Genomic DNA, 25,809 nt, shown 5'->3' with positions numbered 1-25,809 from the left:
TAAAATGATTGTCGTCGATCCCCCGGGGTTTTTGCACGATTGGGGGTCGACGACAATGTGAGGCTCGACGGCGAAGAGTCTGCTCTGCTTACCCCTTCACCCGTTCGATCTTCTCAACCGGCAGCCCGGTCAGTTCGTGGATCGTGTCGACATCATACCCTTTCGCCAGCATTCTCTTCACCACGTCGAGCTTCCCTTCCTCAATCCCTTTTTGGCGCCCTTGCTTCATCCCTTGTTTGACTCCTTGTTGAATTCCCTTTTCCATTCCCCGCTGTTCGTACGAGACGATGAGCTCCATCACTTGCTTCGCTTCCTTCGTTTCCATTTGGCTCACCTCGTTTCGCAGTTTGGCTTCCTCCTCTTCGGACAACCGCAAATACGTTTCAAAAAAACCGAACAACAGCCGCTGTTTCGCCTCATCGAGCTCAAGGCGGACGAGCATGCGCAAAAATTCTTTTTTCACTTCGACCTTTTCTTCTTCATTATACCCCATTTTGCTTAACAAGGCAGCGGCGACGGGATTGTCATGGCGGATGTACGCGCGCCACGGCAGTTTGCGCAGCTCCACCGTCAGAAAGCGGAAGTCGAGAACGGTCAAAAACGGAAACTGGACGACCAATGAGGAAGGTTCATCGTGGTGTTCATCATAGCTGAAGATGGCGATCGGAAGAATGCGGCGGCGGTATTTTTGAAACAAGCGGCTGAAGTAGAGGAACATTCGCTCGGGGAAGGTCCGCTGTGCGTAGCTTTGGTGTTCGACATGGACGATGATGAGCCCTTCCTCCCCCTTCATCTTCGTTTCGACCAACAAGTCGACGCGATGCTTCTCTCCGGCCGTCACGTCGGTAAACAGTTCTTCTGTGAGGAAAGAAAGGTGGCGAACGTCGATGTGCTCGTACACGTTGGGAAAGAAAAGAAGCAAAAACTCTTCGAAAAACGTCGACAGCAGCTCTTTGAACAACCGGTCGTGATCGATTCGCGGTTTGGCCACGTTTCCCCTCCTTGCGGCATCGAATTCATCGTATGATATTCGCTCTCCGCGGCCAAACTCCTTCTCCTCCCCCCTACTTTTTTTATGGTATGATCAAACGTCGCACAGGAAATCCTCAAGCAAAGGCTATTTTTATGCTTGTCTGAACCGGCCTGACGCCACAAGTTAACTATAGACGGAAAAAACTTGAGCCAAGAGCGCAAACCGTTCTTCCGTTTGCGCTCCTGTCCGATGAACCCGTTCATCTCTCATTCAGCCGCTTCATGGTGTGCAGCCTCGTTCAATTCGTCGAATACAGGCTGACGAGCTCATACGTCACCGTCGTCCGACTGTCTTCCCATTCGAGCTTTCTCACGACCGCGACGCCGCTCGCTTCGCTTTGCACCGTCCGGCGCACTTCAAGCGGCACGTCAAGCGGATACAAGCGGTAGCCTTCTTTTTTCAACACAAACACATTTCCTTGAACGCGCTGTTCCTTTCCTTTTGTCACAATGACCGTCTGCAGCTCCATCGGCATGCCCATATGATTCCAACCTCCTTGGCACCCCATCGATTCGTTGGCGGCCGCGCCGCCACCCGAGCGGCGCACGCAGCCGCCCCTCTAGTTGTATCGTATCACATCGTCGGCTGTTGTTTCATCCATTCCGTGAGCCTTTGCACCGTCTCGCGATTGGCTTGCGGCGGAAAATAGTGGGTGAACTCAGGGAAGTACCAAGCCGTGACCGGTTTGCCGAGCTGCTTCAGCCGCCGTTCCAGCCGCCAGGCGTGCTCAATCGAGACGTTCTCATCGCGCTCGCCGTGGATGATGAGCACCGGGGCCTTGAGCCGTTCCAGATGATAGAGCGGCGTGCGGTGCCGGTAGCGCTCCGGGCATTTGTTCGGCGTCCCGCCGATGACGCGCTTCATCATCCGCCGCAAGTCAGGCCGCTCCCAATACGTAAGCTCCATATCCGCCACCCCTCCCCAGACCGCCACCGAACAGACCCCCTCGGCCATTAGGGCGGCATGGAGCGCCATCGCCCCGCCGCGGGAGAAGCCGAACATGTGAACGCGCCCGGGATGGACGAGCGGATGGCGGCGAAGGAGATGAAACCCAGCGAGCGCGTCATAACGGTCTTCACCGGCGAAATCTTCGTTTCCTTCTCCGCCCCCATTGCCGCGATAGAGCGGAGCGAAGACGACAAACCCGTGCGAAGCGAATTGGACAAGGCGCGGCACCCGCACTTGCCCGACGTTTTTGATGCCGCCGCGCAAATACAAAAACCCGTCATAAACGCCTTTTCGCTTCGGCGCCGCTAAAAATCCTTTCACCTTCAGCCCTTGGGACATATAGGTGACAAAGAACACATCGATTCCCGGATGCGGCGACGGAAACCGGTATTGGTCGATGATGTCCCCGTCCATACGCCTGCCTCCTTCCTACGCGAAAACAGATGATGCGAACCACCCGTCATCATCCCCCAACGCCTTCTTTCATTAGGGCAAGTGGGGCTGTCCGACTGCCTCGCTGTTGGTGCATGCCGCCCCTTGGCCGAGCGTCAGCTTGAAAAAGCCCTGGAGCGCGAGGAGCGTCCCGACCGCCGCCCGTTCTCGTTCGACCGCCCATTTTTTCTAGGCATTCACACATTTTGGCTGCGTGCATACGATAAGGTGAAACCACGGTTTACCGCATGCGAACCAAGGGGGTTAACGAACATGAAAAAATGGGCCGTATGGTTATGCTCGCTTCTGCTGCTTTTGCCGCTTTCCGCCTGCACGAATGACGGGGGCCAAAGCGAAAAGCCGCTCCAAAAAGTGCGGCTCGCCGAAGTGACGCACTCGATTTTTTACGCACCACAGTACGTCGCCCTGGCAAAAGGCTTCTTTAAAGAAGAGGGGCTGGATGTCGAACTGACGACGACATGGGGCGGCGACAAAACGATGACGACGCTGCTTTCCGGCGGCGCGGACATCGCCCTTGTCGGCTCGGAAACGTCGATTTACGTCTACAGCCAAGGAACGGACGACCCGGTCATCAACTTTGCCCAACTGACCCAGACGGACGGAACGTTTCTCGTCTCGCGCAAAAAAATCGGCCACTTTACATGGGAGATGTTGAAAGGAAGCACGTTCCTCGGCCAACGGAAAGGCGGCATGCCGCAGATGGTCGGCGAGTTTGTGCTGAAAAAACACGGCATTGACCCGCACAACGATTTGCATCTCATTCAAAACGTCGATTTCGCCAATATCGCCAACGCCTTTGCGAGCGGCACCGGCGATTTCGTCCAGCTGTTTGAGCCAACAGCGAGCATTTTTGAACAAGAAGGGAAAGGCTATATCGTCGCTTCATTCGGCACCGAATCCGGGCGCGTGCCGTACACGTCGTATATGGCAAAACGAAGCTACATGAACGAAAACAAAGACGTGATTGAAAAATTTACGCGCGCGATCTACAAAGCGCAGCAATGGGTCGAATCGCACAGCGCAGCTGAAATTGCCAAAGCCATTCAACCGTACTTTAAGGACACGGACTCGGCCATCATCGAAAAAGTGGTTGAGCGCTACAAAAGCCAAGGGACCTATGCGACCGATCCGATTTTGGATGAAGAAGAATGGAACAACTTGCAAACCATTATGGCCGAAGCCGGCGAGCTGCCGAAGCGCATCGACCTGAATACGCTTGTCGATTCGTCGTTTGCCAAAAAAGCGATGAACGATTGACGAAAGCGGGTGAACGTCATGTTTCTTTCGATCGACCGCCTTTCGCATACGTATTTGACGAAAACGACCGCTGTCACTGCGCTCGATGACGTGTCGCTGTCCGTCGAGAAAGGAGAATTTGTCTCCTTTCTCGGCCCAAGCGGCTGCGGCAAAACGACGCTTTTGTCGATCATCGCTGGGCTGATTGAGCCGACGGAAGGGGCGGTCCACATCGAAGGCCAACCGATTTGGCCGAGCGGAACGGCCGCGCCGGCGGCGCGGCGCGCGGTCGGCTACATGCTTCAGCAAGACTATTTGTTTCCGTGGAAAACGATCGAAGAAAACATCCTTCTCGGGTTGAAAATCACCGACACGCTGACCGCTGACACGAAAGAACGAGCGCTCGCTCTGCTGTCGGAGATCGGCCTAGCCGGCGTCGAGTTGTATTACCCGAGCCAGCTGTCCGGCGGCATGCGCCAGCGCGCGGCGCTCGTGCGCACGTTGGCGACCGACCCGAAGCTGCTTTTGCTTGATGAACCGTTTTCCGCCCTCGATCAACAAACAAAGCTGAAACTGGAAGAACTCGTTTGGAAGACGTTAAAACAATACGAAAAAACAGCGGTGCTCGTCACCCATGACATCGAAGAAGCCATCGCCATGAGCGATCGCATTTTCTTGTTTTCGCCACGCCCCGGCCGCCTGGTGCGGACGTTTGTCATCCCGGATGAACTGCGCTGCCGCCCGCCGCTTGCCGCCCGCCAGCATCCATCGTTTCCGGCGCTCTTTCAATCCATTTGGAAGGAGATGGAGGCCCTTGAATCAAGCTCCTGACCGCATCCAGTCGCTGCACCGTGAGTACCTCGCCGCGTTGCGCAAAGAACGGCGAGTGATCCGCCTTTGGCAGACGGTGCTGCTTGTCGCCTTTTTCGCCGTCTGGGAAGCCGCCAGCCGCTTCCATTGGGTCGATCCGCTCTTGTTCAGCTCACCGTCGGCCATCATCAGGCTGTTTATCGAAAAACTCAGCGATCATTCGCTGTTTGTCCACACATGGGCGACATTGTTTGAAACGTTGCTCGGGTTTCTCATCGGCACCGTCGGCGGAGCGCTCATCGGCGCGGTCCTTTGGTGGTTTCCGCGCTTAGCGAAAACGCTCGATCCGTATTTGGTCGTCTTCAACGCCATGCCAAAAGTCGCCCTCGGGCCGATTTTGATCGTCGCTCTCGGACCAGGATTTACGTCCATCATCGCCATGGGCGTCGTCATCTCCATCATCATCACGACGATCGTCGTCTATTCGGCGTTCCAAGAGGTCGATCCGAACTATTTGAAAGTATTGCGGACGTTCGGCGCCACCCGCTACCAATGCTTTAAAGAGGCGGTGCTGCCGGCGTCGTTCCCGGCGATCATTTCGACGTTGAAAGTGAACGTCGGCCTCGCTTGGGTCGGCGTCATCACCGGCGAGTTTCTCGTCTCGAAACAAGGGCTTGGGTATTTAATCATTTACGGCTTCCAAGTGTTCAACTTCACGCTTGTATTGATGAGCCTGCTCATTGTCGCTTTGTTGTCGACTGTTATGTACCAACTTGTTGCCATCGTCGAGAAAAAATGGGGCAGCCGCCGTTAAGAGACGTTCGTAAACGATCGACGGGCGTCTCTTTTCATTCCTGACGTCGGGCCGGCATCCGCCCATACCCCCTTGGCTTCTTCCTTCATGGAACCGGATGACCAACAAAAGCCGTCTAAAATCATCACCGCTCTCCGCTTCTTTCCCCTCGGCTGATCAGTCCGCGCTGTTTCAACTCGGCAAGCGAAAGCGAAAGGACATCGTCTTTCATGATATAGCTGAACCGTTCATCCGTGCGGATGTCATCCGGCAGCGCCTCAAGCAGCACCGGGCCGTTCGTTTCCAAATACGCCCCCCGCTCGACGAGCGCAGCGATGTCGGCAAAATAAATGTTTTTCACGATATCCGGCTCCACTTTATATTGGCCGATGTATTCGAGCCGGCCGACGATTCCCCCCGTTTCTTCCATCACTTCGCGGGCCGCGGCTTCCGCCGCTGTTTCCCCTTCTTCCACCTTGCCGCCGGGGAACTCAAGGCCGCGGCGCGGATGATCCGTCAACAGCCATCGCCCGCCATAGCGGCAAATGACCCATACATGCCCGGGGGAGGGGGAAAACGGATGATCGGCAAAGGCCAGCCGAACGCGATGTCCGTAATAATCGCGAAATTCATGCATCGGACTCTCCCCTTTCCTCTCCCCATTATACAGAAAAACGCCGCTCGACTCGCGGCGTTTACGGTTCTTTTTCGTCCGGGAGAATGCCCATCGAGCGGATGTGCGCTTTCGCTTCGTCGTTGCCGAGCTCATAAATCATTTTGTAAATGTCGACAATCGTCCGGTCGTACGCATCGTTTTCCCGATCATAGTGGTATTGGATGTACGGCACATGGGTGCGCCAAAACGCCTGCCAGTCGGTGGAGTAGTTTTGGTCAAAATACTCGCGCAGGCGTGCGATTTCCTCGTCGGTCGCCTCAATTTGAAAGTCCCACGGCGATGCCGTTTTCAACTGGGAAATTTCCCCGTGCGCCATTGAGACGTAATACGTCTTTTTTTGTTCATCTGCCACCTTCATCCACTCCTTCTTTTGCTCTTTTTGCTTAGTGTGGGGCAATCGGGGAAAACTATGCTCATTTTATTTCATCTTTCAACAGCTCGATCGCCTTGCGCAGCACGGACGGGATCGGAACGCCCGCCCGGCCGGCGTTTTCCACAATCGAGATAAACTCATTGGCGATATAGAAAAAAATGATCGCATCGCGGATGACATGCATGTTCCATCCAATGGCCAAATCGACGAGATGCGATGCCGCCACCAGAATGAAAATCAACAGTTTGCGGATGATGCCGCGAAAGCCGACTTGACTTGATAGCTTGCCTTCAACCGCGCTGGCGGCGATGCCGGTGAGGTAGTCGACAATGACCAAAGCAAGCAAAATCACGACAAATGAGTCCACGCTGCCGACAAACAGCGACAAAAACGAACCGAACAGCGACACGGCAACCATCGGGATCGGCTTGTTCACGCTCCCCCCTCCTTGAACATAGGATACGCATAACTATCGTATGCCCGGAGGGGAGAACGCGGCGCGGCGCATTCCCTAAAAAATCGCCCTTTTTCGACAAAGAAAGGACGAAGCAAAAGGCCGTCCCCCGGCCTGAGGACAGCCTCCTTATTCTTATCGTCCTAAGAACGATTTCAACATCCAGACGTGTTTTTCCAAGCTGCGATGAATGCCAAGCAGCATATCCCCCGTCGTTTCATCGTTCACTTCATCCGCCAGCTGCATGCCTTCTTTCAATTCGCCGATCATCGTTTCAAAGTCGCCGACAATCGAAGCGACCATTTGCTCCGCCGTTTCCGTCCCGGCTGCTTCTTTGACGGACGCCTGCTTGAGGCAGTCTTTCATCGTCGCCACAGGCTTGCCACCCAAGGCCAACAGCCGCTCGGCCAGTGCGTCAATGTGGGTCGCGGCTTCGTTGTACAGCTCTTCGAATTTTTCATGCAGCGTGAAAAACTGCGGCCCGGTGACATACCAATGATAGTTGTGCAATTTCACGTACAACACAGTCCAGTTGGCGATTTGCTTGTTGACAAGATCGATCAGTCGAGTTGTCATCCTCTCACTCCTCCTCATGGTTCTTGTACCCAGCTGGCTTGTTGGTCAACTACCCCCACTTAGCTAACGCTTGAAGTGGGGGCTTGCAACTCCCCAGAAGTGCGAGCGGACTTCGTCCTCCTTCCTTGACTTGGGGTTGCATCAGGGGCAGGTTGACGACTGCCCAACGACGCAGGTCATGCCTGCATCGTTACCGATTCTCTCGGTGTGTCTGTTGGCAGTACTTGGCTTCCACACACAACAGACGGACCTACGCTCGATGTTTTACGGTTGCAGCGTTTCCTGCAACCAACTCCATACATCGAGCAGCCGTTATTGGAGTGCCTTTATTGAACGGTTTTCTCCACGTCTTTATTCTATCATACACAAAAGAAAGGGGGAACGCGCATTCCTCTCCCACTTACTCCCTTTGGTCGTTGAGTGGGAGTCTCCTGCGCGAAATAGAGATGAAACATGGAAAACGTGTCGATGGATAGCTTGCCCGATTTCACCGGAAATATGAACGCCAGCTCTGCCAGATATGGTATAATAAAAAGAAAAAAGGCGGGCGTCATGATGTACTGGACCTTGATCGTTTGCCTCATCATCGCCGCTGCCGTTCTCGCTTTAGCGGTCATCACGACTTCCAAAGCGTACGCGTACAAGCATACGGTCGATCCGCTTCCAAACGAGCGCGGCGGCGAACAACAAGCCGGCCCGAAGCAGCCGCAGTAGCGGCGCGGGGCCGGCTTGTTCATCAACCAAACACCTTTTTCAACTCTTCTTTCTCTTGCGAAAGCCAAAAGCGCATCAGCTGTTTGGCCGCCTCTAGATCATGCAGCTTCGCTTGGCCGCATTGCCGCTCGGTCGCGGCTGGCACTTCCGTCGCGGCGAGCGCGTCCTTCATGGCTTCTTCCAACAAATCAATGATCTCGTCCACGGTCGGCGAGCCGCTCACGACAAGATAAAACCCGGTTTGGCAGCCCATCGGCGAGATGTCGATAATATCGAAATGATCATATTTGGCCGCATGTCGGCGCAGCGTATACGCAAGCAGGTGCTCGAGCGTATGAATCGCGGCCGGGTCCATCGCTTCTTTGTTCGGCTGGCAAAAGCGAATGTCAAACTTATTGACGACGCCGTCGCTGCCGACTTTGTGAACGCCGCAATGCCGAACGTACGGCGCTTTGACCGCGCAATGGTCCAATTCAAAGCTTTCCACCGGTGAAGGCATGTCAATCACTCCTAGCTATTTTGATCCTCTTTCTTTATCATAACCAAAACGAGGGGCGTCCCGCATCTTTTTTGCCTCTCGCTTGGCGTCTATGCCCAAAAAGCAAGGTCTGGGCGAGCGCCCCCATTCCGAGCGAACGACAGTCGTTTTGCTTGAACAAAAGAACGGTTTGTTCTATTGTAATCATGATGATCACAGAAAGGAGAACTGGGCATGGGCCAATGGCTGATTTGGTGCATCCGCTTTTATCAACGCTTCCTTTCTCCGCTCAAGCCGCCGACATGCCGCTTTTATCCGACCTGCTCGAACTATGGCATCGAAGCGATCCAGCGCTTTGGCGCCATAAAAGGGGGATGGCTGACGGCGAAGCGCATTTTGAAATGCCACCCGTTCCATCCGGGCGGTTTTGATCCCGTTCCTGAACCATCAGAACATGCGAAAAGAAACAAAATCACTTAATGGCCTTGCCATTTGCTTTATTTTTTTGTATGATCGATCTTGTAAATCGTAATGATTACGATATAATAAATGCGGACATCTTTATTCCAGAAAGGAGTTCAACATGAGAGCAACGTCCATCATTTTGTCTTTCCTTTTGGCGACGAGCGCCTTGCTATACGGCTGTCAATCGAAGCCAGAAACAAAAGAGGGCCAAACATCGAACGATCAGCTAACGATTTATACAACCGTCTATCCGCTTGAAGACTTTACGAAAAAAATCGGCGGCGACGCTGTGAACGTCAAAAGCGTTTACCCGCCGGGAGTTGAAGCCCATACGTTCGAACCGACAACCAAAACCGTGCAGCAGATTGCCGATGCGGACGCCTTCATTTACATTGGCCACGGGATGGAACCGTTCGCCGAAAAACTGCAGGAAACATTACAAAATGAGCACGTCCGATTTCTCGTTGCCACAAACGGCATCGAATTGCTTGAATCGAACCATGAACAGGAGCATGCGCATGGCGAAGGGCACAAAGACGAACACGGAGAGGGACATGAGAAAGAACATGGCCATGAACACGGAGACAAAGATCCTCACGTATGGCTTGACCCCATCCGATCCATTGCGATCGCCAAGAACATCCGCGATTTGCTGATTGAACTGAAACCTGAAAAAAAAGACCTGTTTATGCAAAACTTTGAAACGTTAAAGATGAAACTCGAGCGCCTTGACGGGCAATTCCGTTCAACAGTGGAGAAAGCTCCTAGAAAAGAGATACTCGTTTCCCATCAAGCCTACGGATATTGGGAAGACCGCTACGGAATCAAACAGCTGAGCGTTTCCGGGCTTTCTCCGAGCAACGAACCATCGCAAAAAGAGCTGACTCAGCTCATCCAGACAGCCAAACAGCATCACATCCGCTATGTCATTTTCGAACAAAATGTTCATCCCAAAACGGCGGAAGTGATTCAGAACGAAATCGGCGCCAAGCCGCTCCGTCTGCATAACTTGGAATCGCTGACCGATGAAGATCGAAAAGCCCACAAAGATTACTTTGCTCTTATGGCCGAGAATCTCCGCGTGCTGCAAAAAGCCCTTTATTAAAATACAACCGCCTGTCTCTTTCGATTCGTGGGCTTTCTCATTTTGTTTCCCGGCTTCGTCTATTTCTGGCGTTTGTTTATGCACGATAAGCGCTATGTACGGCCAAAATAACAAGGAAAAAGGTGTCCCCAACACGCGTGGGACACCTTCCTTTATGACGGTGCTATCTTCTGCCCTGCAGAAAGAAAAGCACCCTTTTCCTCACCCATCACTCTCACTATTGCAGCGAGCGGACATAGGCCGCAATGGCCGCAATTTCTCCCGGCGTCAATGTTTGCACTTCTTTCGTCCGATGGCGCCGGATTGCTTCCTCGATCGTTTTCGCGCTGCCGTCATGCAAATACGGGGCTGTCGCCCATACGCCGCGCAGCGTCGGCGTATCCCACTGTTTGGGCGTCCGCGGGTTTGTGAACCGGGCGCGGGCGTCGCCTTTGGAGGCGCGGTCCTTCGGATTGGCCGTGCCGATATCGTGCAAGTAGGCGGTATTGGCAGTCGTCAATTTCCCGTCCGGCCCGACCGCCTTGACGCTGTCGGTGAAATACTCGCCCCCATGGCAGCTTAAGCAATTCCCTTTCCCGTTAAACAGGCGCTCCCCTTCCTTCGCTTCCGCCGTCAAGCTGCCGTCCGCCTTTCGATACGGGCTTTTCGGCACGGGGAACGAACGCGGGTCGTTCAAGTAGGCGAGAATGGCGTCAAACATATGCTGGACTTTCGGCGGCAGCGGCTTGGACGGGTCGATCGCCGTCATGCCGCCCATCTCGCCTTGCACCGTATGAATGTAGTCGGTAAAATCGTCGCGCGAACCATCCCACATAAACAGCCCGGTTTTCGTCGCCAAAATATTGCTCGGCACGTTGCGCGGCCCTTTCGCCGTCATGAGCGTCAAGCCGTTGATGTCGCCGTCGCTATGGCACGAAGCGCAGCTCATCCAATTGTTTCCTGTAATGTTGATGGCAAACTCGTCGCTGTTGGCGCTGTAAAAGATCGTTTTTCCTTCACGCACGAGCGGGGAGAGCGAATCTTTCGCAATGAGGCGGATCGTGCCGCTCTCCTGCTTCGCTTTCGCATATGGGCTTTTTCCTCCGGTTTTGATCACGGCCAAATCATGGCTCATGGCGTTGTGGACGTAAAGCGTCTTCCCATCCGGCGAAATCGCGATCCCGCGCGGATTGTTGCCGTGGATGCGTCGCAAAATTTGCGTCGCCTTGCCGCCGCGGCGCAAGTCAAAGACGACGAGGTCCTCGCTTCCAGACATGACCGCGTACGCTTTGCCGCCGTCCGGGGAAAACGCCACATCGTACGGATTGGAGACGATGATCGTCTCGTTATGAACATCCGTGACATTGATCGCGGCAAACAGCTCTTTCCGCTCGTCCGGCAACTCAACGTCGTTCGTCACATCAATGACCGAGATGGCCGGAAACACCGTTTCCTCAAATTGGATCGGCGTATCGATGTTCGTCAATAAGTGCGGAATATACGCTTTTTTGCCGTCCGGGGCGATGACGATTTGCTCAAGCGTGTTCGGAATGCCTTGGCTCTTTTTTCGATCGGCTTTGTCCGGCGACGGGGCGAGGGCGATTTCCTTGACCGCCCGCCGTTTCTTTGTGTCAATCACGGTGACTTTAGCCGCCAAATATTGCGTCACGTACAGCTTCCTTCCGTCCGCTGTCAGCGCCAGCGCCCGCGGCCGATCGCCCGCTTGGATGTCTTTGGTCCGCTTCCCGCTCTCAGCGTCAAACACCGAGACCGTGCCCGAGCGGTAGTTGGCGACATATACTTCCTCCCCATCTGGACTGGTGACGATGCCGAACGGCTCGATCCCCGTTTTCCAACGGTCGACGACTGTCCGCTTGTCAAGCGATACGACGTCCACTTCATCATCGTACATGCAGGAAACATACAGCGTCCGTCCATCCGGGCTGAGCGCCAGCTGGCGCGGTTCGCGGCCGACGGGAATTTCCGCTTCCTTCGTTTTGGTTTTCGCGTTGATGATTGTCACTGTATCCACATCGATGTTGGCGGTGTAGACATAGCGCCCGTCGCTGCTTACGGCGATGTTGTCGCCGTGCGCCGGGGCGTGTCTGACCACTTTCGGCTGCTCATGCCATGCCTTTTCGTCCTGACAGCCGGCCAACAGCGCGGCGATCGCCGCGGCGAACCACCATTTTCGCATTTCAATATTCCCCCGTTTTTTCACGAAAATGATAACCATCCTCAATTTTACAAAGAAAAGCGGCGAATCTCAATCGTATTCGCCGCTTTCTTTCTGTTATTTGTTGCCGGATCCAACATTGACCTTGACCGTCCGCAACACCGGCGCCACGCCGTATGGGCCGCCGGCCGCCTGCACTTGCGGCACATGGTCGCGGTCAGTGTTGCCCAATTTTTTCCCTTTGATGTAGACATCTCCCGTATCCCAAAACTCGCTTGCCTGCATCCCTTCCTGAAGCGTCGGGCCATCGACGATCCGGTCGTAAAAGTCGACGTAGCGGGAGATGATCGTTTCGCGGTCAAGGGATTTCGCCGTCTCATCCGCTTGGTCGTTGTTCAAGTTTTGCAGCGCCACGCGGAACACCCCCGACAACGCGCCGGCGAGCCACGGGGTGTACTTGTCCTCTGTTTCTCCCGTATGGTACACGTGCCATTTTTGATCCCAAAAATGGCGGTCCATCGCCTCATAAACAAGGCGCGCCGCATCGCGGTACGCTTCGTCTTTCGTCGCCAAAAACGCCGCCGTCAGCCCGCGGATCGCACCAAGCTGGGCAAGAAGCGTCGGCTCGTCTTGATCCGGCCCTTGGCCGATCGTATAGCCGTTGGCGACAAGCCCGTCTTTTCGCATCAAGTTGTGCATGATAAAATCCGCTTGCCGGCGGATGAGCTCAAGCGCCCGCTTTCCTTCCGGCGTGCCAAGCCCTTTGGCGCTCTCTCCGCTCGCATAGCCGACCGGCATCCCGTCAATCGCCCGTTCGAAGATGCGGAGCGCTTCCATTGTATAGCCGGCTTGGAACGTATCGACCCGATTTCCTTGCGTTCGCCCGTCATGTTCTGTCACAAACGCGCCCGCTTTTTCATTGAAATGCATGGCATCGATGTTGCGGAACACTTGCAGCAGCACGTCGCGGTTGACGGAATACGGGTCGTCGGCCACACGGTCGTTGGCTGGATCGGCATCCACATTTTCTTTTGCCGCTTTCGGGAACGGTTTTCCGTCAAACACGGCCAAAAACGCGGGGTTTTGATTTTTGTTTTCCGGCCGCTGGTCGGTCATGCCGAAAAACTCCGCCGCCGGCCATAGCATGAGCCATTGGTCCTCAAGCAAGCTGCGGGGATCTTTGACGACCAACTTCGCGGCATCCGGCGCCAGCTCGCTTCCCCTTTCAGCCACTTCCACCGCGTGCGGCAAATAGACGAATCCTCCGCTTGGGTCGTAACGGCTGCCGGCTGCCTTCGTCAACGCCTGCTGCTTCGCATCATAAAATAAATGGTCACGGATAAAAGCCAGCTTGTTCCATATTTGTTCCGTCAAAATCATCCCTTGCATCCCGTCGGCGGAGCTGACGCCAAGAGCGACGTTCCCGCTTTGATCGTCGTTTGGCGTTTTCGCCTCCACCTCTTCATCGCTGTCTTTTTGATGAAAATTGCCCAAAAAGTCGCCGGCCCAAAGCGCTTGCTTCAAAAAGACACCGCCGTAAGCCGATGGCGTGAGCACTTTGTCCATTTTTCCGCGATCCCAGCGAAGCGATTGGAAATCGACTTGATAGACGGGAACGTATGTACCGTCGTCATTTTCCGCGTACACGTCCGTGTCAACCTTTTGCGCATAATGCGGATCGCCGCCGGCGTACTCGATGAAGGTCGGGAACATGTTGCGGAAAATTTCCTCGCGCGGATAGCCGACGCTGTCCGCAAGCTCATAAAAACGGTCGGCGAGTGCTTCATCGGCTGGCTTATGCCGCTGTTCGGCCCGTTGCTTGGCGATCGGGCCGTTTATGAGATGGAGCCCGAGCCCTGACTTTTCCGTCACCTCATACATGGCTTCTTCGGAATACTCGTATGACTCGATGCCGGCCGTATAGTCAAATTTCGTCGGCTCATCCGGCTTTCTCGCGTCAAGGGTGTCCAAATCAAGCCCGAGCCCTTCCGCCAACGGCTCTCCGGACAGCTCAAATTCGGAATAGGCAAACATATTGCCGGCCGTATCAAAATGATCGTCCGCCACCGGCACGTGCAGGCGCGGCGCTTCCGCTGAACGGCCGTTCTCTTTCTCCCCGACGGCGGAACAGCCGGACGCCAAAAGCAGCGAGGCCGCCGCCGACGTGGCCATGACTTTCCAAGGCATGCGTTTCATGACTTGCTCCCCCATTTTATTTAAAAATAACGATTTTCATTTTCAACCTATTTCATTATACGCCGGCGATCCCCTTCATTCAAGCCGGAATCCGTTCCATCACATTCCACCCGAGAAAGACGCTTTTCATGCCTCTTTTCTCCTTCCCTTAAGCCGGAATCCACTCAATGCGGCGTCCGCCCGTCCATAAAAAGCAGCATTCCAGTTCGTTCGGACAACGTCCGATTGTTTTGCGGCATAAGGACGACGCCGTTTCTTTGCATCGCCGAATGGCTTCCTCTTCCTCACACCACAGCAGCACGCGAACCCGGTCGCGGTAAACGATGTACAACTCCCGATCCGCTTCTTCGCCCAATCCGCCGTCCGCCAGCAGCAGCGGCTTGCATGCCGCCTCTTCCATCGAACCGAAAAACTGCAGCAAATGATCCGTCACCTTGGCCAGCACAAGTCCGTAATGCAACGGCGTCGGAAACATCGACAAAGGAAGGAGCGAACGGTGCTGATCAATCAACCGAAGCAAGCAAAGCGGCGACCGCAGCGAAGGAGCGGTGTCGCAATACGCTTGAATGACGCGGCGAAGAAACCGGCGCAGCGCATACGGCCAGACATCCAACGTCTCGTGATGGATAGGCACCATGGCTCGCCTCCTGTTTGTTCATGCATGTTTTTCCAGCTGCTCCAATACAGCGTTTATCGAGCTCCATGACCGTTTCGCAAAATAAATAGGCTTGTCTTTGCTTTTCGCCTTCTCTTTCACTTTCTTCGCCAAATTATGGTTCACGTAATCGATCATGACCAATATGGCGTCGACATGCTCCGGAATGTCACGTCTCACCATATTCACTTTTCGTCCATTGAGATGAATGATTTCCCGGAATCCGGAACGCTCCAATTTATCGGTAATATGGCCTAAATGATCGGCTCCGACAACAAGCAGTGATGCCATCACGAAAGCCTCCTTTGCTCGCTTCTTTCTTTTTTATTTTAATTGAGAATGATTTTCTATGTCAATTATAACAAGAGATATTTTCATCATTTTTTGGGGCGATGAGCCCCCGCTTCAACGATGGTAAAGAAGGAAACGCCATTTCTGCGCGAAGTCCTTCTTTTATATTTGGGGCGGCGTGGGAGAACAACCATGATGGAAGCCGCCGATTACCCCTGCTTCCGTTGATCATGGAAGCGGGAGTCTTCTCGGTTAGAGATGGATAAAATGCCTGCAAATGCGTCAAACTATAGAGGCGGGCGATTTCATCACGACAAGGGGGATGACCATGGCGAAAGATGTTCTTTGCGAAGTGCACAACTGCCGTTATTGGGCAGAAGGGAATCGCTGCAGCGCTGAAGCCATTTACGTGGTCAGCCATGCAGGAAAAATGGCGTCTGATTCAACGGAAACAGACTGCAAAACGTTTGTTCCGGCCCATAAAGCATGATGCGAGACCAACGAGGCGCTGCCCGGCCGACCGGGCGGCGCTTGCATCGTTCGAGGGGGATGACGATGGACAAACGCGCCAGCCTCATTCAAGCGCTGCAAACGGAAATGAAGCGGGCCGCTTTAGGAACATACCCAGCTTGCATCGACTCCTTCGCCCGTTTGTGGGATTATGAGTTCGGTTCGTTTGATCAGCTCCCACCTGAGATTGAACGGCTCATCGCCCATCGGGCCGCTGAACTCGGGTGGATGGATGACGTTTGAGGGCCGTCCATTTCGGAACAAACGCCAGGTGGAGCAAAAAACGACGTTGGATGGCCATCCCTATGTTTCCATCTGCGCGATGGAAATCGGCCGTGCAAGGAATGACGTTTGACTGCCGTCCTCCAACAGGGGACAAAGCGGACGGATGAAGCTGGATCGCAGCGGTCTAAAAGCAAGGGCTTCGATTCGGCGAACGCCATGCCTCCCGGTCGGAACGCCGCGGGAATGGCAGCGGCAAAAAGGCAGGAACCTCGACTTAGGCGAGGCCCTGCCTTTTCTGCTTCCGAACAGGTGTTTCTACTCCTATCAAAAGGTTTGTTCCGTTTTTGGAATGAGCCTTTTCAGTTCGCGTCGCAGCAGTTTTTGCGCGGCGTTGCGCGGCAGTTCGTCGACGAAGTAAATGCGGGCCGGCACTTTATATTTCGCCAGCCGCTCGCGGCAAAACGCGCGAAGGGCCGCTTCGTCTGGCGACGCTCCGCGTTTCAGGCGGACGAACGCATACGGCACTTGCCCCCACGTTTCATTCTCGACGCCCGTCACCCCGGCTTCTTCCACATCGGGATGCGACAGCAGCACCGCCTCCACCTCAGCGGGATAGACGTTTTCGCCGCCGGAAATGATCAAGTCAGAACGGCGGTCAAGGACGTACAAAAATCCGTCTTCATCAAGATAGCCGATATCGCCGGTAAAAAACCAGCCGCCGCGGATCGCTTGCGCCGTCGCTTCCGGGCGTTGCCAATATCCTTTTGTCACATTCGGCCCTTTGACGACAATTTCCCCCGCTTCATGCGGCGCAGCCGGCTTTCCGTCTTTTAGGATGCAAAGCTCCGCCGGAAAAAGCGGCTTGCCGGCCGAACCGAGCTTCGTCAAACTGTATTCCGGCGCGAGTGTTGCGATTTGCGACGCCGTTTCCGTCATCCCGTATGTCTGGTACACCGGGATGCCCTTTTCTTTGCATGCCTCAAGCAGCGGGCGCGGCGCCGGCCCGCCCCCCAGCAGCATGCAGCGGAACGTATCGGGGTAGCGCGCTTCCCCGAGCTCGGCCACCATCCGCTGAAGCATGGCAGCCACGACCGACATGATCGTCACGTCGCCGCGCATGATCCATTCGTTCGCTTCCTTTGGGTCGAATGACGTTTGCAGCCGCATCGGCATGCCATAAATGACGCTGCGCATGGCGATCGACAGGCCGCTGATATGAAACAGCGGCACGGCGGCCAGCCAGCAGTCGCGCTCATGCAAGCCTAAATTGAGCGCCGAACCGACCGCGCTCCACCAATGGTTGCCGTACGTTTGCAAGACGCCTTTCGGAGTGCCGGTCGTCCCGGACGTATACATGATCGTGGCGACTTCCTCCAAATCGCACGTTTCTTTTAAGGAGACGTCCACTTCCGGAAGCGCGGCAACCGCGCCCACAGTCAGAACGCGTCCATCGCCGTCAAGGCTCCCGGCTAGCTCCTCATCGGCGATGGCAAGCCGCGCGCCGCTGTCATCAAGCTGCCAGCCAAGCTCATAGGACGTAAGGCGCACGTTTTGCAGCAGGACGCGGGCGCCGAGAAAAAACAACGCATGGATGATCTCGATCATCTCGATGCGATTTTTCATCAGCAAGGCGACAATATCTCCTTCCTTGACGCCTGCTTGAGCGAGGCGCCGCGCCCAGACGGCAGCCGCTTCATACAATTCGGCAAACGTTTTTGTCCGCCGCCCGTCGCTCACGGCGATTCGCTCCGGGGTTAAAAACGCCCGCTGCTTCAGCCAGTTTGGCATCGTTGTCATCTAGCGTCCTCCTTTCTTGCCCCCTCCTCCGCCGACGGCCAGCGAAAGGATTCCTCCCTTCGGAAAAGCGACAAAAAGCAGCTTGACGCGCCATCAAGCTGCTTCTTCGTTCTCATCACGGGAAGCGCGGGAATTGGCTGAAGTCCGGCTTCCGTTTTTCTTTGAACGCCCGCATTCCTTCCTTCGCCTCTTCGGTCGTGTAGAAGAGAAGCGTCGCGTCGCCGGCGAGCTGTTGGATGCCGGCCAAGCCGTCGGAGTCGGCGTTGAATGCCGCTTTTAAGAAGCGAATGGCCGTCGGGCTTTTTTCCAAAATTTCTTGCGCCCATTTGACCGTTTCTTCTTCAAGCTGCTCAAGCGGCACGACTTTGTTGACCAGCCCCATTTCGAGCGCTTCTTGCGCCGTGTACTGACGGCATAAATACCAAATTTCCCGCGCCTTTTTATGGCCGACGATGCGGGCCAAATAACCGGCGCCATAGCCGCCGTCAAAGCTTCCCACTTTCGGCCCGGTTTGGCCGAAGATGGCGTTGTCCGCGGCGATCGTCAAATCGCATACGACATGAAGCACATGCCCACCGCCGATGGCATAGCCGGCGACCATCGCAATGACCGGCTTCGGAATGACGCGGATGAGCCGCTGCAAATCAAGCACATTGAGGCGCGGAATTTCATCCTCGCCGACATAGCCGCCATGGCCGCGCACTTTTTGGTCCCCGCCCGAGCAAAACGCCTTGCCGCCGGCGCCGGTCAAAATGATGACGCCGATATTCGAATCATCGCGCGCTTTCGTAAACGCATCGATCATCTCGTTCACCGTTTTCGGCCGAAACGCGTTATGTACTTCCGGACGGTTGATCGTAATTTTGGCGATGCCGTTGTACGTTTCGTAAATAATATCCTCATAGTCGTACTGCTTCACCCATTCAAACGGCATTTACACTTCCCCCTTTGTCATGAATTCACTTACTATTTTAGCAAAAATGCCGGGCTGTTCCACGTGAATTGCATGTCCGGCTCCTTTTACACAGATAAGTTCGCTGTTGGGCAGCCGCTCGTGCATTTGGGCGGCGATGCGGCAAAACTTCTCATCGCGCTCCCCGCAAACAAGGAGCACAGGCATGGCAAGTTCGCCAAGCCGTTCCCAAAACGACGGCTGCACGCCGGTCCCCATCCCGCGCAAACTGTTGGCAAGCCCCGTTGCCGTATGGCGGAGCCGCTCGCGGCGAATCGCCGCTCGCACCGGATCCGGGAGCGTCTGCTGAGTGGCAAACAGCGGGATTTTTTCCCAATCATCGACAAAAGCACGGACGCCTTCCGTTTCGATCTTTCGCGCCAACGCCTCATCCGCTTCCCGCCGCGCGCGCCGCTCCTCCTCTGTCTCCAAGCCGGGCGAACTGCTTTCCAGCACTAAGCGGCGAACGCGGCGCGGATGCCAAACGGCGAACGCCAACGCGAGCCGGCCGCCCATCGAGTAGCCGAGCACGTTCACTTGTTCGACGCCCCATTCGTCAAGGAGCGCCGCCAAGTCAGCCGCCGCGTGTTCGATCCGATACCGTCGGGCGTCCTTTGGCGCCTCGGTCCGCCCATGGCCCAACAAGTCGACGGCCATCACACGGAAGTCCGGCCAAAACGGGGCGAGCGGCCGCCACGTGTCCGCGCTGCCCGTAAACCCGTGAAGCAACAGAAGCGGCTCTCCTTCTCCGTATTGTTCCACATGGTAACAAACCCCATTCACCATCATGGTCATGCCAATCCTCTTCATTCGAGACATTTCGCGATTTCCCGAGCAACCTCGTTCCACAACAATCGATGCATTCGGACATTTTCCGCGCGCGACGTGCGCACTTCAATGACATGAAGCCCGCCTGACGACAGCGATTCCGATACATGGCGGCGGAACTCCGCCCAATTGTGCGGCACCGTATGGCGGCCGCCGTACATCTCGACGGCGTGGGCAAACGACAAATCCGTCGGCGTGCCAAACAGCGTTTCAAACGCCCCTTTATGGCGCGCCTGCGGCAAAAACGAGAAAATGCCGCCGCCGTTGTTGTTCAACAACACAATGGTAGCTGACAACGAATGCATCTTCGCCGCCAACAAGCCATTTACATCGTGGTAAAACGACAAGTCGCCGATCACCAGCACAAGCGGGTTCGCGGCAACGCTTGCGCCCAAGGCGCTCGAGACGACTCCGTCAATGCCGTTGGCGCCGCGGTTGGCCAAAACGCGAAGCGGCTTGTCCGTCGCAAAGAGAAACGTATCCGCATCGCGAATCGGCATGCTGTTGCCGACAAACAGCGCCGCCCCGGCTGGAAGCAAATCGGCAAGCTCCGTGAACACTTTCCCTTCAAACCATTCTTCTTTTGGCAGATGGCGCTCAAGCGCCGCGCGGGCGATCGCGTTCATCTCTAGCCATATCGCCGACCACGCGCTTTTGTTTTCTTTCGGTTTCGCCCATTCAAGAAGCTGGCGGCAAAGAATCAGTTCATCACTCTGAACGAAGCTGTCCGCGGACAACGTTGGATCGCGCCAGCCGCCGTCGTCGACAACAATTTGACGAATCGCGCGATGGCGCTTGAGCCATAAAAAGAGCGGCTTCGACACCGGCATGGCGCCGAACCGAAGCACCACATCCGGCACAAGCTTGGAAGCGGCGGTTTCCTCCCGCAATATGGCATCATAGCTGTCCAGCACGTACGTTTTGTCATGCGTACCGGCGCGCAACTGGGAAAGCGGATCGGCCAAAATCGGAAAATCAAGCGCCCGCGCCAACTCGGTGACCGCCTCGGCAAACCCAGGGCGATCGAGCGGCCCGCAGACGATCAACCCGCGTTCCGCCGCCGACAGCTGCTCATACAGCGCCGATACGCTTTCTTGCGGCAGCGCTGGGCGGCCGTGCCACACTTGCGGCGCTCTCGAAACAGACCGCACCCGCTCCCAAACCGCCTCATCGATATGCGGGACAAGCGGCTCGCGAAACGGCGCGTTCACATGCACAGGCCCGCACGGTGCACCGGCGGCCGTTTGGACGGCTCTTGCCGCCATCGTCCGCGCGTATCGCAGCATATCATCCGCCTCTTCCGGCAGCGCCAAGTCCACAAACCACTTGGCGTAGCGTCCGTATAAGTGCAGCTGATCAATCGCCTGCGGCGCCCCGACATCGCGCAGTTCATGCGGCCGGTCGGCCGTCAGCACCACGAGCGGCACGCGCGAATAGTATGCCTCGACAACCGCGGGCCCATAGTTGGCCGCCGCCGTTCCGGACGTGCATACGAGCGCGACCGGACGCTGCTTCGCTTTCGCCAAGCCGAGGGCGAAAAACGCGGCCGACCGCTCATCGATATTCATATATAGTCGAAGGCCAGGGTGGGCCGCCATCGCCATCGCAAGCGGCGTCGAGCGCGAACCGGGGCTGATCACCGCCTCCGTCACCCCGGCCTGCGCCAATCCGTCCACCAATGCCGCTGCATAAACAGACAAGGCATCAGCCATCGTTCATCACTCCCAACGCCGATAACATCGGGGCCATTTTCACATTTGTCTCTTCATATTCGCTGTTTGGGTCGGAATCGGCGACAATGCCGCAGCCGGCAAACAGCATGGCTTCCTTCCCGGCGAGCAAGGCGGAGCGAATGGCGACCGCCCATTCCCCATTGCCTTCGCCATCCACCCAGCCGATCGGCGCTGCATACCATCCGCGGTCAAGCGGCTCAAGGGCGCGGATCACCTCCAGCGCTCGATCGCGCGGCGTTCCGCCGAGCGCGGGTGTCGGATGCATCATTTCCACTAAGCGGAGCACCGAGCGCTCGCGGCAGCCACGGCCGACAACCGGAGTGCATAAATGCTGGATGTGCGGCAGCTTGAGCAGCTGCGGTGCGGGCGGCATCTCGACCGTCTCGCAGACGGAAGAAAACAAGCGGCCGATCATTTGCACAACAAACTGATGTTCTTCGTTGTTTTTTCGATCTGCCCGCAGCCAAGCGCCAAGCCGCTCGTCTTCCTCCATATCGGCCCCGCGGCGCACCGATCCGGCGAGGCAAACCGACCGGCACATTTTCCCTTCTTTTTGGACAAGCTGCTCAGGGGAAGCCCCGATAAAACAGCGGCCGTCCTGTTCAAACGCAAAAATGTAAGCAAACGGCTGCTGCTCGCGAAGCCGCTGGAGTACGGCCGCGGCATCCACCGTTTTGGCAAACGCCAGGCGCCGAGCGCGGGCGAGCACCACCTTGTCCAACGCCCCCGCCCGAATCGAGGCGATCGCTTCGCGAACAGCCGCCAACCATCGTTCTTTCTCTTCTTCTTCGTCTGACACAAGGCGCGGAAGCCGCTTTGGAGCGGCCATGGGGTCGCTGATCCGCTCAAGCAAGCGCCCGACCCGCTCCCAGTCCCGTCCTCTTTTGTCCGTTGGGACGGTGACGGTCAACGTCGTTTTGCCGTTTCTTACGGCAAGAAGCGCGGCCGGCGCCACGAGCTTCCCGGCCGGAAAGCCGCGCCACATGTCGGTGCCCGGCCGATAGGGGTCAAACGAAAATCCGCCAAACAATAACGGCGGCGCATCGGCCGCGCCGTATGGCTCCATCTCCTTCTTCCATCGGCGCCGGCCCGCTTCCACGTCATCAAACCGGCTGTCGGCCTTCTCCGTTTCGATCGCATAAACGGAGCCGAGGCCGACCAATATCGTGCCTCCGGTTCGATCCGCCCAAAAAAACCGTTCGCGGAAGCCGCATGACGGCCCTTGCATAAAAAAAGAAACCGGATCAACGCCCTCCCACGGTTCCGCCCAGCTGACAAACGGCCGCCCTGCATTCACCGCCAATCTATGCAATTGTTGCTGCAGGTGATGTCGAAATCCAATCGCCACGTTCCTCACGCTTTCTGTCGTAAAATTCCCCCTCCATCCCCACTTCCCATTATAATATAATAGGAAATCATTTATCTATCGGGAAGGGTTGACATGCTTTCAACGTTTGCCTACACTTATTTTGGACATAAACGAATGACATTTTCACAGAATCTAAGGGGAATGAATATGCAATCATTCACACATATGGACCATCGCCCGCCAGCGCGCCGCGACTGGCGCGTCTTTTGGCGGCTGACGCGCCCGCATACGCTGACGGCGGCATTTGTGCCCGTATGCGTCGGCACGGTGCTGGCGCTTGGCGAAACATCGATCGATTGGCTGCTGTTTGCCGCGATGATGATCGCCTCTTTGTTGATTCAGGCGGCGACGAACATGTTCAACGAATACTACGATTATCAACGCGGCCTCGATTCACCGGAGTCGGTCGGCATCGGCGGCGCCATCGTCCGCGACGGCCTCAAGCCGAAAACGGTGCTGGCGTTGGCGTTTGGCTGTCTTGGGTTGGCTATGCTCATCGGCATCTACATTTGCGCCGAAAGCAGTTGGTGGCTCGCCGTTGTCGGAACGATTTGCATGGCGGCCGGTTATTTTTACACCGGAGGGCCGGTTCCGATCGCCTATACGCCGTTTGGCGAACTGGCGGCTGGGTTTTTTATGGGCTTTGTCATCATTTTGATTTCATTTTTCATCCAAACGGGCTATATCAGCGGCGGCGCCGTGCTCACCGCCATTCCGATCGCGATTTTGGTCGGCGCCATTTTGCTGGCGAACAATATTCGCGACTTGGACGGCGACCGTGAAAAAGGGCGAAAGACGCTCGCCATTTTGATTGGCCGCGATTGGGCCATCCGCCTGCTCGCTGCCATGTTCGCCGTTGCCTTTCTTTGGACGGCCGCGCTTGCGGTGTTTCAGATCGTGCCGTTTTGGGCGCTGCTCGCTTTATTGAGCATTCCAAAAGCAATCGCCGCGACGCGCGGATTTATCGGCAAAATCAAGCCGATCGAGATGATGCCGGCCATGAAGGCGACGGCGCAAACGAATACACAGTTCGGCTTTTTGCTCGCCGCTGGCTTGCTCATTGCCCATTGGCTGTAACACGGTCAACATGACCGTGTTTTTTTTTGATTTTCGCCCATACTACACCATATAGACGCTACTGCGAAGGAAGGGATTGCGACTGATGCTGACGAACGAACAGCTTGCCGCCCTCCGCTCAAGACTGCTCGACATGAAACGGGAGACGGAAGACCGGCTGAAGCAAAACGACCATTTCGGCATGATCCGCAGCCACGCCCACGATGCGGTCGGTGAGCTGGCGAGCTACGACAACCATCCGGCCGATGAGGCGACAGAGCTGTATGAGCGGGAAAAAGATCTCGCCCTAAAGGAGCATGCCGAGCGCGAAGTTCGCGAGATTGAACGGGCGCTTGGCGCCATCGCCGACGGCACATACGGAACGTGCTGCGTATGCGGCCGGCCGATCCCATACGAACGGCTCGAGGCGCTGCCGACAACACTCTACTGCCGCGAGCACAGCCCGGATCAAACGGTGTCGCAAAAGCGGCCGCTTGAAGAGGGCGTGCTTATGCCGCCGTTTGGCAAATTCGATTTCGATGACCGCGCGGAATCGGTCGCTTACGACGCGGAAGATGCATGGCAGGAAGCAGCCCGCTACGGCACATCCGACACCCCTTCGGACCTTGGCAAAAACGTCGATTCCTACAGCGAAGTGTATGCCGAGTCGGAAGAGAACGTCGGCTATGTCGAAGACTTGGAAAATTTCGCGGCCGTCGATTTGCATGGCAGACACGTACGTGTGTACCCGACGCGGGAGCATGAGCTGCTGGAAAACATATTGGATGACGAAGGCATCATGTCGAACATCGGCGATTTGCCGGCGTATGAAAAAGACCCGTATACATCGACAGACAGCTACCGCCGGTACGATGAAAGACCGTCCCAGCAGCATTTTGGGGAAACAACTCCATGAAAAAGGCCATCGGCAAGATGGTCTTTTTTGTGAAACGGGCCGATGCCGTTTTCCGTAGTACAGAGCAGAACGTCATATGATCCGAATGGAGGCGAAATGATGAACGCACATGAGATCGATTACCGGCTGTACGGCGATGACATGCAGTTTGTCGAAATCGAGCTCGACCCATACGAAAGCGTGGTCGCGGAAGCGGGCGGGATGATGATGATGGATGACGGCATCGTCATGGAAACCGTATTTGGCGACGGCTCCTCGTCCGGAAAAGGGCTGCTTGGCCGCCTTGTCGGCGCGGGAAAGCGGCTGCTCACCGGCGAAAGCTTGTTCATGACCGTGTTTACCAACCAAGGAAGCGGCAAGCGCCGCGTCGCCTTCGCCGCTCCGTATCCGGGAAAAATCATCCCGGTCGATTTAAGCGAACTTGGCGGGAAGCTCATCTGCCAAAAAGACTCCTTTTTGTGTGCGGCAAAAGGCGTTTCCGTCGGCATTGAGTTTCAGCGCAAGCTCGGCGCTGGCTTTTTCGGCGGCGAAGGGTTTATTATGCAAAAGTTGGAAGGTGACGGGCTTGCCTTTTTGCACGCCGGCGGAACGATCCACCGCCGCGACTTGCAGCCCGGGGAAACGCTTCGTATTGACACCGGCTGCCTTGTCGCCATGACGAAAGACGTCAACTACGATATTGAATATGTCGGCAACATCAAAACCGCCTTCTTCGGCGGCGAAGGATTGTTTTTGGCCACCGTCACCGGTCCGGGAGCAGTGTGGGTGCAGTCGCTTCCGTTCAGCCGGCTCGCTGACCGCGTCCTCGCTGCCGCCCCGAGCGCCGGCGGACGGTCGGTCGGCGAAGGCAGCATCCTCGGCGGCATCGGCGACTGGCTCGACGGCGACGACTAAGCGAGAAAGGGCGCTCCGGCCAAACGGAACGCCCTTTTGCTTTTATGCCTTCTCCCTCGAAATTCCCTAAAAAGGACGATGATTGAGTCAACTACCCCCACTTCGCTAACGCTTGAAG

The 25,809-nt window shown here is 56.0% G+C and carries 28 protein-coding genes; 11 read left to right on the top strand and 17 right to left on the bottom strand.

The window, feature by feature from the left end:
• Window positions 1-88: 88 nt before the first annotated feature.
• From ACVX3G_RS06120 to ACVX3G_RS06110, 3 genes are all read right to left on the bottom strand, one after another.
• Window positions 89-991, bottom strand: a complete 903-nt coding sequence (locus tag ACVX3G_RS06120; RefSeq protein WP_011232324.1) for an Rpn family recombination-promoting nuclease/putative transposase — start codon at window positions 989-991, stop codon at window positions 89-91.
• 280 nt (window positions 992-1,271) lie between these two features.
• Window positions 1,272-1,514 carry a DUF2584 domain-containing protein gene (locus ACVX3G_RS06115; RefSeq protein ID WP_011232325.1) on the bottom strand — a complete coding sequence of 81 codons (243 nt, stop codon included), beginning with the start codon at window positions 1,512-1,514 and terminating at the stop codon, window positions 1,272-1,274.
• Between the two features lie 92 nt (window positions 1,515-1,606).
• Window positions 1,607-2,395 (bottom strand): alpha/beta hydrolase family protein, encoded by a 789-nt coding sequence (locus ACVX3G_RS06110; protein WP_011232326.1) that lies wholly within the window; start codon window positions 2,393-2,395, stop codon window positions 1,607-1,609.
• 291 nt (window positions 2,396-2,686) lie between these two features.
• Here ACVX3G_RS06110 and ACVX3G_RS06105 point away from each other — a divergent pair, with 291 nt between their 5' ends.
• The 3 genes from ACVX3G_RS06105 to ACVX3G_RS06095 are packed head-to-tail and all read left to right on the top strand — an operon-like array spanning window position 2,687 to window position 5,294.
• Window positions 2,687-3,691 (top strand): ABC transporter substrate-binding protein, encoded by a 1,005-nt coding sequence (locus ACVX3G_RS06105; RefSeq protein ID WP_011232327.1) that lies wholly within the window; start codon window positions 2,687-2,689, stop codon window positions 3,689-3,691.
• 18 nt (window positions 3,692-3,709) lie between these two features.
• Window positions 3,710-4,501, top strand: coding sequence for an ABC transporter ATP-binding protein (locus ACVX3G_RS06100; RefSeq protein ID WP_033845324.1), 792 nt, complete (start codon window positions 3,710-3,712; stop codon window positions 4,499-4,501).
• On the top strand, window positions 4,485-5,294 hold the full coding sequence (locus ACVX3G_RS06095) for an ABC transporter permease (protein ID WP_033845322.1): 810 nt from the start codon (window positions 4,485-4,487) through the stop codon (window positions 5,292-5,294). The genes ACVX3G_RS06100 and ACVX3G_RS06095 overlap by 17 nt, the downstream gene beginning before the upstream one ends.
• 124 nt (window positions 5,295-5,418) lie before the next feature.
• On the opposite strand, the gene ytkD is transcribed toward ACVX3G_RS06095, so the two are convergent.
• From ytkD to ACVX3G_RS06075, 4 genes are all read right to left on the bottom strand, one after another.
• Window positions 5,419-5,910: an RNA deprotection pyrophosphohydrolase gene (ytkD, locus tag ACVX3G_RS06090; protein WP_033845321.1), complete on the bottom strand. Its 492-nt coding sequence runs from the start codon at window positions 5,908-5,910 to the stop codon at window positions 5,419-5,421.
• A gap of 58 nt (window positions 5,911-5,968) precedes the next feature.
• Entirely contained in the window at window positions 5,969-6,301 is a 333-nt protein-coding gene (locus ACVX3G_RS06085; RefSeq protein ID WP_025039218.1) for a hypothetical protein, read from the bottom strand.
• 61 nt (window positions 6,302-6,362) lie between these two features.
• Window positions 6,363-6,758 carry a phage holin family protein gene (locus tag ACVX3G_RS06080; protein WP_011232332.1) on the bottom strand — a complete coding sequence of 132 codons (396 nt, stop codon included), beginning with the start codon at window positions 6,756-6,758 and terminating at the stop codon, window positions 6,363-6,365.
• A gap of 153 nt (window positions 6,759-6,911) precedes the next feature.
• Window positions 6,912-7,352 (bottom strand): Dps family protein, encoded by a 441-nt coding sequence (locus tag ACVX3G_RS06075; RefSeq protein WP_011232333.1) that lies wholly within the window; start codon window positions 7,350-7,352, stop codon window positions 6,912-6,914.
• A 552-nt stretch (window positions 7,353-7,904) separates the two neighbouring features.
• Here ACVX3G_RS06075 and ytzI point away from each other — a divergent pair.
• A complete protein-coding gene (gene ytzI, locus ACVX3G_RS06070; protein WP_162832789.1) occupies window positions 7,905-8,066 on the top strand; it encodes a YtzI protein in 162 nt (53 codons plus the stop codon).
• 22 nt (window positions 8,067-8,088) lie between these two features.
• On the opposite strand, the gene ACVX3G_RS06065 is transcribed toward ytzI, so the two are convergent.
• Entirely contained in the window at window positions 8,089-8,565 is a 477-nt protein-coding gene (locus tag ACVX3G_RS06065; protein WP_011232335.1) for an S-ribosylhomocysteine lyase, read from the bottom strand.
• A 213-nt stretch (window positions 8,566-8,778) separates the two neighbouring features.
• Between ACVX3G_RS06065 and yidD the strand changes: the two genes are divergently transcribed.
• Window positions 8,779-9,024, top strand: coding sequence for a membrane protein insertion efficiency factor YidD (gene yidD / locus ACVX3G_RS06060; protein ID WP_025039295.1), 246 nt, complete (start codon window positions 8,779-8,781; stop codon window positions 9,022-9,024).
• Window positions 9,025-9,127: 103 nt separating this feature from the next.
• On the top strand, window positions 9,128-10,114 hold the full coding sequence (locus ACVX3G_RS06055) for a metal ABC transporter substrate-binding protein (protein ID WP_014196604.1): 987 nt from the start codon (window positions 9,128-9,130) through the stop codon (window positions 10,112-10,114).
• Window positions 10,115-10,331: 217 nt separating this feature from the next.
• On the opposite strand, the gene ACVX3G_RS06050 is transcribed toward ACVX3G_RS06055, so the two are convergent.
• The 4 genes from ACVX3G_RS06050 to ACVX3G_RS06035 form a co-directional block, all read right to left on the bottom strand.
• Complete coding sequence (locus ACVX3G_RS06050) at window positions 10,332-12,290, bottom strand: beta-propeller fold lactonase family protein (RefSeq protein ID WP_011232338.1); 1,959 nt, start codon at window positions 12,288-12,290, stop codon at window positions 10,332-10,334.
• A 96-nt stretch (window positions 12,291-12,386) separates the two neighbouring features.
• Window positions 12,387-14,465 (bottom strand): hypothetical protein, encoded by a 2,079-nt coding sequence (locus ACVX3G_RS06045; RefSeq protein ID WP_011232339.1) that lies wholly within the window; start codon window positions 14,463-14,465, stop codon window positions 12,387-12,389.
• A 148-nt stretch (window positions 14,466-14,613) separates the two neighbouring features.
• On the bottom strand, window positions 14,614-15,102 hold the full coding sequence (locus ACVX3G_RS06040) for a hypothetical protein (protein ID WP_013524470.1): 489 nt from the start codon (window positions 15,100-15,102) through the stop codon (window positions 14,614-14,616).
• Between the two features lie 18 nt (window positions 15,103-15,120).
• A complete protein-coding gene (locus ACVX3G_RS06035; RefSeq protein ID WP_011232341.1) occupies window positions 15,121-15,411 on the bottom strand; it encodes a DUF2325 domain-containing protein in 291 nt (96 codons plus the stop codon).
• Between the two features lie 328 nt (window positions 15,412-15,739).
• Here ACVX3G_RS06035 and ACVX3G_RS06030 point away from each other — a divergent pair, with 328 nt between their 5' ends.
• Together ACVX3G_RS06030 and ACVX3G_RS06025 are read left to right on the top strand one after the other, a co-directional pair.
• On the top strand, window positions 15,740-15,901 hold the full coding sequence (locus ACVX3G_RS06030; RefSeq protein WP_011232342.1) for a DUF1540 domain-containing protein: 162 nt from the start codon (window positions 15,740-15,742) through the stop codon (window positions 15,899-15,901).
• A 65-nt stretch (window positions 15,902-15,966) separates the two neighbouring features.
• Window positions 15,967-16,164, top strand: a complete 198-nt coding sequence (locus ACVX3G_RS06025) for a hypothetical protein (RefSeq protein WP_011232343.1) — start codon at window positions 15,967-15,969, stop codon at window positions 16,162-16,164.
• 306 nt (window positions 16,165-16,470) lie between these two features.
• Here the strand turns inward: ACVX3G_RS06025 and ACVX3G_RS06020 are convergent, their stop codons facing one another.
• From ACVX3G_RS06020 to ACVX3G_RS06000, 5 genes are all read right to left on the bottom strand, one after another.
• Entirely contained in the window at window positions 16,471-17,943 is a 1,473-nt protein-coding gene (locus tag ACVX3G_RS06020) for an o-succinylbenzoate--CoA ligase (protein WP_011232344.1), read from the bottom strand.
• Window positions 17,944-18,058: 115 nt separating this feature from the next.
• The gene (gene menB, locus ACVX3G_RS06015; RefSeq protein WP_011232345.1) at window positions 18,059-18,877 is read right to left on the bottom strand and encodes a 1,4-dihydroxy-2-naphthoyl-CoA synthase; all 819 of its coding nucleotides are present in this window, start codon (window positions 18,875-18,877) and stop codon (window positions 18,059-18,061) included.
• Window positions 18,878-19,690, bottom strand: coding sequence for a 2-succinyl-6-hydroxy-2,4-cyclohexadiene-1-carboxylate synthase (menH, locus tag ACVX3G_RS06010; RefSeq protein WP_020278047.1), 813 nt, complete (start codon window positions 19,688-19,690; stop codon window positions 18,878-18,880). It lies immediately after the preceding gene.
• 11 nt (window positions 19,691-19,701) lie between these two features.
• Complete coding sequence (menD, locus tag ACVX3G_RS06005) at window positions 19,702-21,435, bottom strand: 2-succinyl-5-enolpyruvyl-6-hydroxy-3-cyclohexene-1-carboxylic-acid synthase (protein ID WP_014196609.1); 1,734 nt, start codon at window positions 21,433-21,435, stop codon at window positions 19,702-19,704.
• Window positions 21,428-22,804 carry an isochorismate synthase gene (locus ACVX3G_RS06000; protein WP_011232348.1) on the bottom strand — a complete coding sequence of 459 codons (1,377 nt, stop codon included), beginning with the start codon at window positions 22,802-22,804 and terminating at the stop codon, window positions 21,428-21,430. The genes menD and ACVX3G_RS06000 overlap by 8 nt, the downstream gene beginning before the upstream one ends.
• A 168-nt stretch (window positions 22,805-22,972) precedes the next feature.
• Between ACVX3G_RS06000 and ACVX3G_RS05995 the strand changes: the two genes are divergently transcribed.
• The 3 genes from ACVX3G_RS05995 (at window position 22,973) to ACVX3G_RS05985 (ending at window position 25,691) form a co-directional block, all read left to right on the top strand.
• The gene (locus ACVX3G_RS05995; protein ID WP_011232349.1) at window positions 22,973-23,902 is read left to right on the top strand and encodes a 1,4-dihydroxy-2-naphthoate polyprenyltransferase; all 930 of its coding nucleotides are present in this window, start codon (window positions 22,973-22,975) and stop codon (window positions 23,900-23,902) included.
• Window positions 23,903-23,987: 85 nt separating this feature from the next.
• Entirely contained in the window at window positions 23,988-24,797 is an 810-nt protein-coding gene (locus ACVX3G_RS05990; protein WP_479454597.1) for a yteA family sporulation protein, read from the top strand.
• A gap of 99 nt (window positions 24,798-24,896) precedes the next feature.
• Window positions 24,897-25,691, top strand: coding sequence for a TIGR00266 family protein (locus tag ACVX3G_RS05985; protein WP_011232351.1), 795 nt, complete (start codon window positions 24,897-24,899; stop codon window positions 25,689-25,691).
• Window positions 25,692-25,809: the final 118 nt, after the last annotated feature.

The sequence above is a fragment of the Geobacillus sp. PLS 41 genome (genome assembly GCF_056494105.1).
This window is presented reverse-complemented; position numbering and strand designations above follow the sequence as displayed.

Bases quoted from the DNA above. Each gene is read 5' to 3' on its own strand.
- ACVX3G_RS06115 (WP_011232325.1), bottom strand. From the start codon at position 1,514: ATGGGCATGCCGATGGAGCTGCAGACGGTCATTGTGACAAAAGGAAAG.
- ACVX3G_RS06110 (WP_011232326.1), bottom strand. From the start codon at position 2,395: ATGGACGGGGACATCATCGACCAATACCGGTTTCCGTCGCCGCATCCG.
- ACVX3G_RS06105 (WP_011232327.1), top strand. From the start codon at position 2,687: ATGAAAAAATGGGCCGTATGGTTATGCTCGCTTCTGCTGCTTTTGCCG.
- ACVX3G_RS06100 (WP_033845324.1), top strand. From the start codon at position 3,710: ATGTTTCTTTCGATCGACCGCCTTTCGCATACGTATTTGACGAAAACG.
- ytkD (WP_033845321.1), bottom strand. From the start codon at position 5,910: ATGCATGAATTTCGCGATTATTACGGACATCGCGTTCGGCTGGCCTTT.
- ACVX3G_RS06075 (WP_011232333.1), bottom strand. From the start codon at position 7,352: ATGACAACTCGACTGATCGATCTTGTCAACAAGCAAATCGCCAACTGG.
- ytzI (WP_162832789.1), top strand. From the start codon at position 7,905: ATGATGTACTGGACCTTGATCGTTTGCCTCATCATCGCCGCTGCCGTT.
- ACVX3G_RS06065 (WP_011232335.1), bottom strand. From the start codon at position 8,565: ATGCCTTCACCGGTGGAAAGCTTTGAATTGGACCATTGCGCGGTCAAA.
- yidD (WP_025039295.1), top strand. From the start codon at position 8,779: ATGGGCCAATGGCTGATTTGGTGCATCCGCTTTTATCAACGCTTCCTT.
- ACVX3G_RS06055 (WP_014196604.1), top strand. From the start codon at position 9,128: ATGAGAGCAACGTCCATCATTTTGTCTTTCCTTTTGGCGACGAGCGCC.
- ACVX3G_RS06050 (WP_011232338.1), bottom strand. From the start codon at position 12,290: ATGCGAAAATGGTGGTTCGCCGCGGCGATCGCCGCGCTGTTGGCCGGC.
- ACVX3G_RS06045 (WP_011232339.1), bottom strand. From the start codon at position 14,465: ATGAAACGCATGCCTTGGAAAGTCATGGCCACGTCGGCGGCGGCCTCG.
- ACVX3G_RS06040 (WP_013524470.1), bottom strand. From the start codon at position 15,102: ATGGTGCCTATCCATCACGAGACGTTGGATGTCTGGCCGTATGCGCTG.
- ACVX3G_RS06035 (WP_011232341.1), bottom strand. From the start codon at position 15,411: ATGGCATCACTGCTTGTTGTCGGAGCCGATCATTTAGGCCATATTACC.
- ACVX3G_RS06030 (WP_011232342.1), top strand. From the start codon at position 15,740: ATGGCGAAAGATGTTCTTTGCGAAGTGCACAACTGCCGTTATTGGGCA.
- ACVX3G_RS06025 (WP_011232343.1), top strand. From the start codon at position 15,967: ATGGACAAACGCGCCAGCCTCATTCAAGCGCTGCAAACGGAAATGAAG.
- ACVX3G_RS06020 (WP_011232344.1), bottom strand. From the start codon at position 17,943: ATGACAACGATGCCAAACTGGCTGAAGCAGCGGGCGTTTTTAACCCCG.
- menB (WP_011232345.1), bottom strand. From the start codon at position 18,877: ATGCCGTTTGAATGGGTGAAGCAGTACGACTATGAGGATATTATTTAC.
- menH (WP_020278047.1), bottom strand. From the start codon at position 19,690: ATGACCATGATGGTGAATGGGGTTTGTTACCATGTGGAACAATACGGA.
- menD (WP_014196609.1), bottom strand. From the start codon at position 21,435: ATGGCTGATGCCTTGTCTGTTTATGCAGCGGCATTGGTGGACGGATTG.
- ACVX3G_RS05995 (WP_011232349.1), top strand. From the start codon at position 22,973: ATGCAATCATTCACACATATGGACCATCGCCCGCCAGCGCGCCGCGAC.
- ACVX3G_RS05990 (WP_479454597.1), top strand. From the start codon at position 23,988: ATGCTGACGAACGAACAGCTTGCCGCCCTCCGCTCAAGACTGCTCGAC.
- ACVX3G_RS05985 (WP_011232351.1), top strand. From the start codon at position 24,897: ATGAACGCACATGAGATCGATTACCGGCTGTACGGCGATGACATGCAG.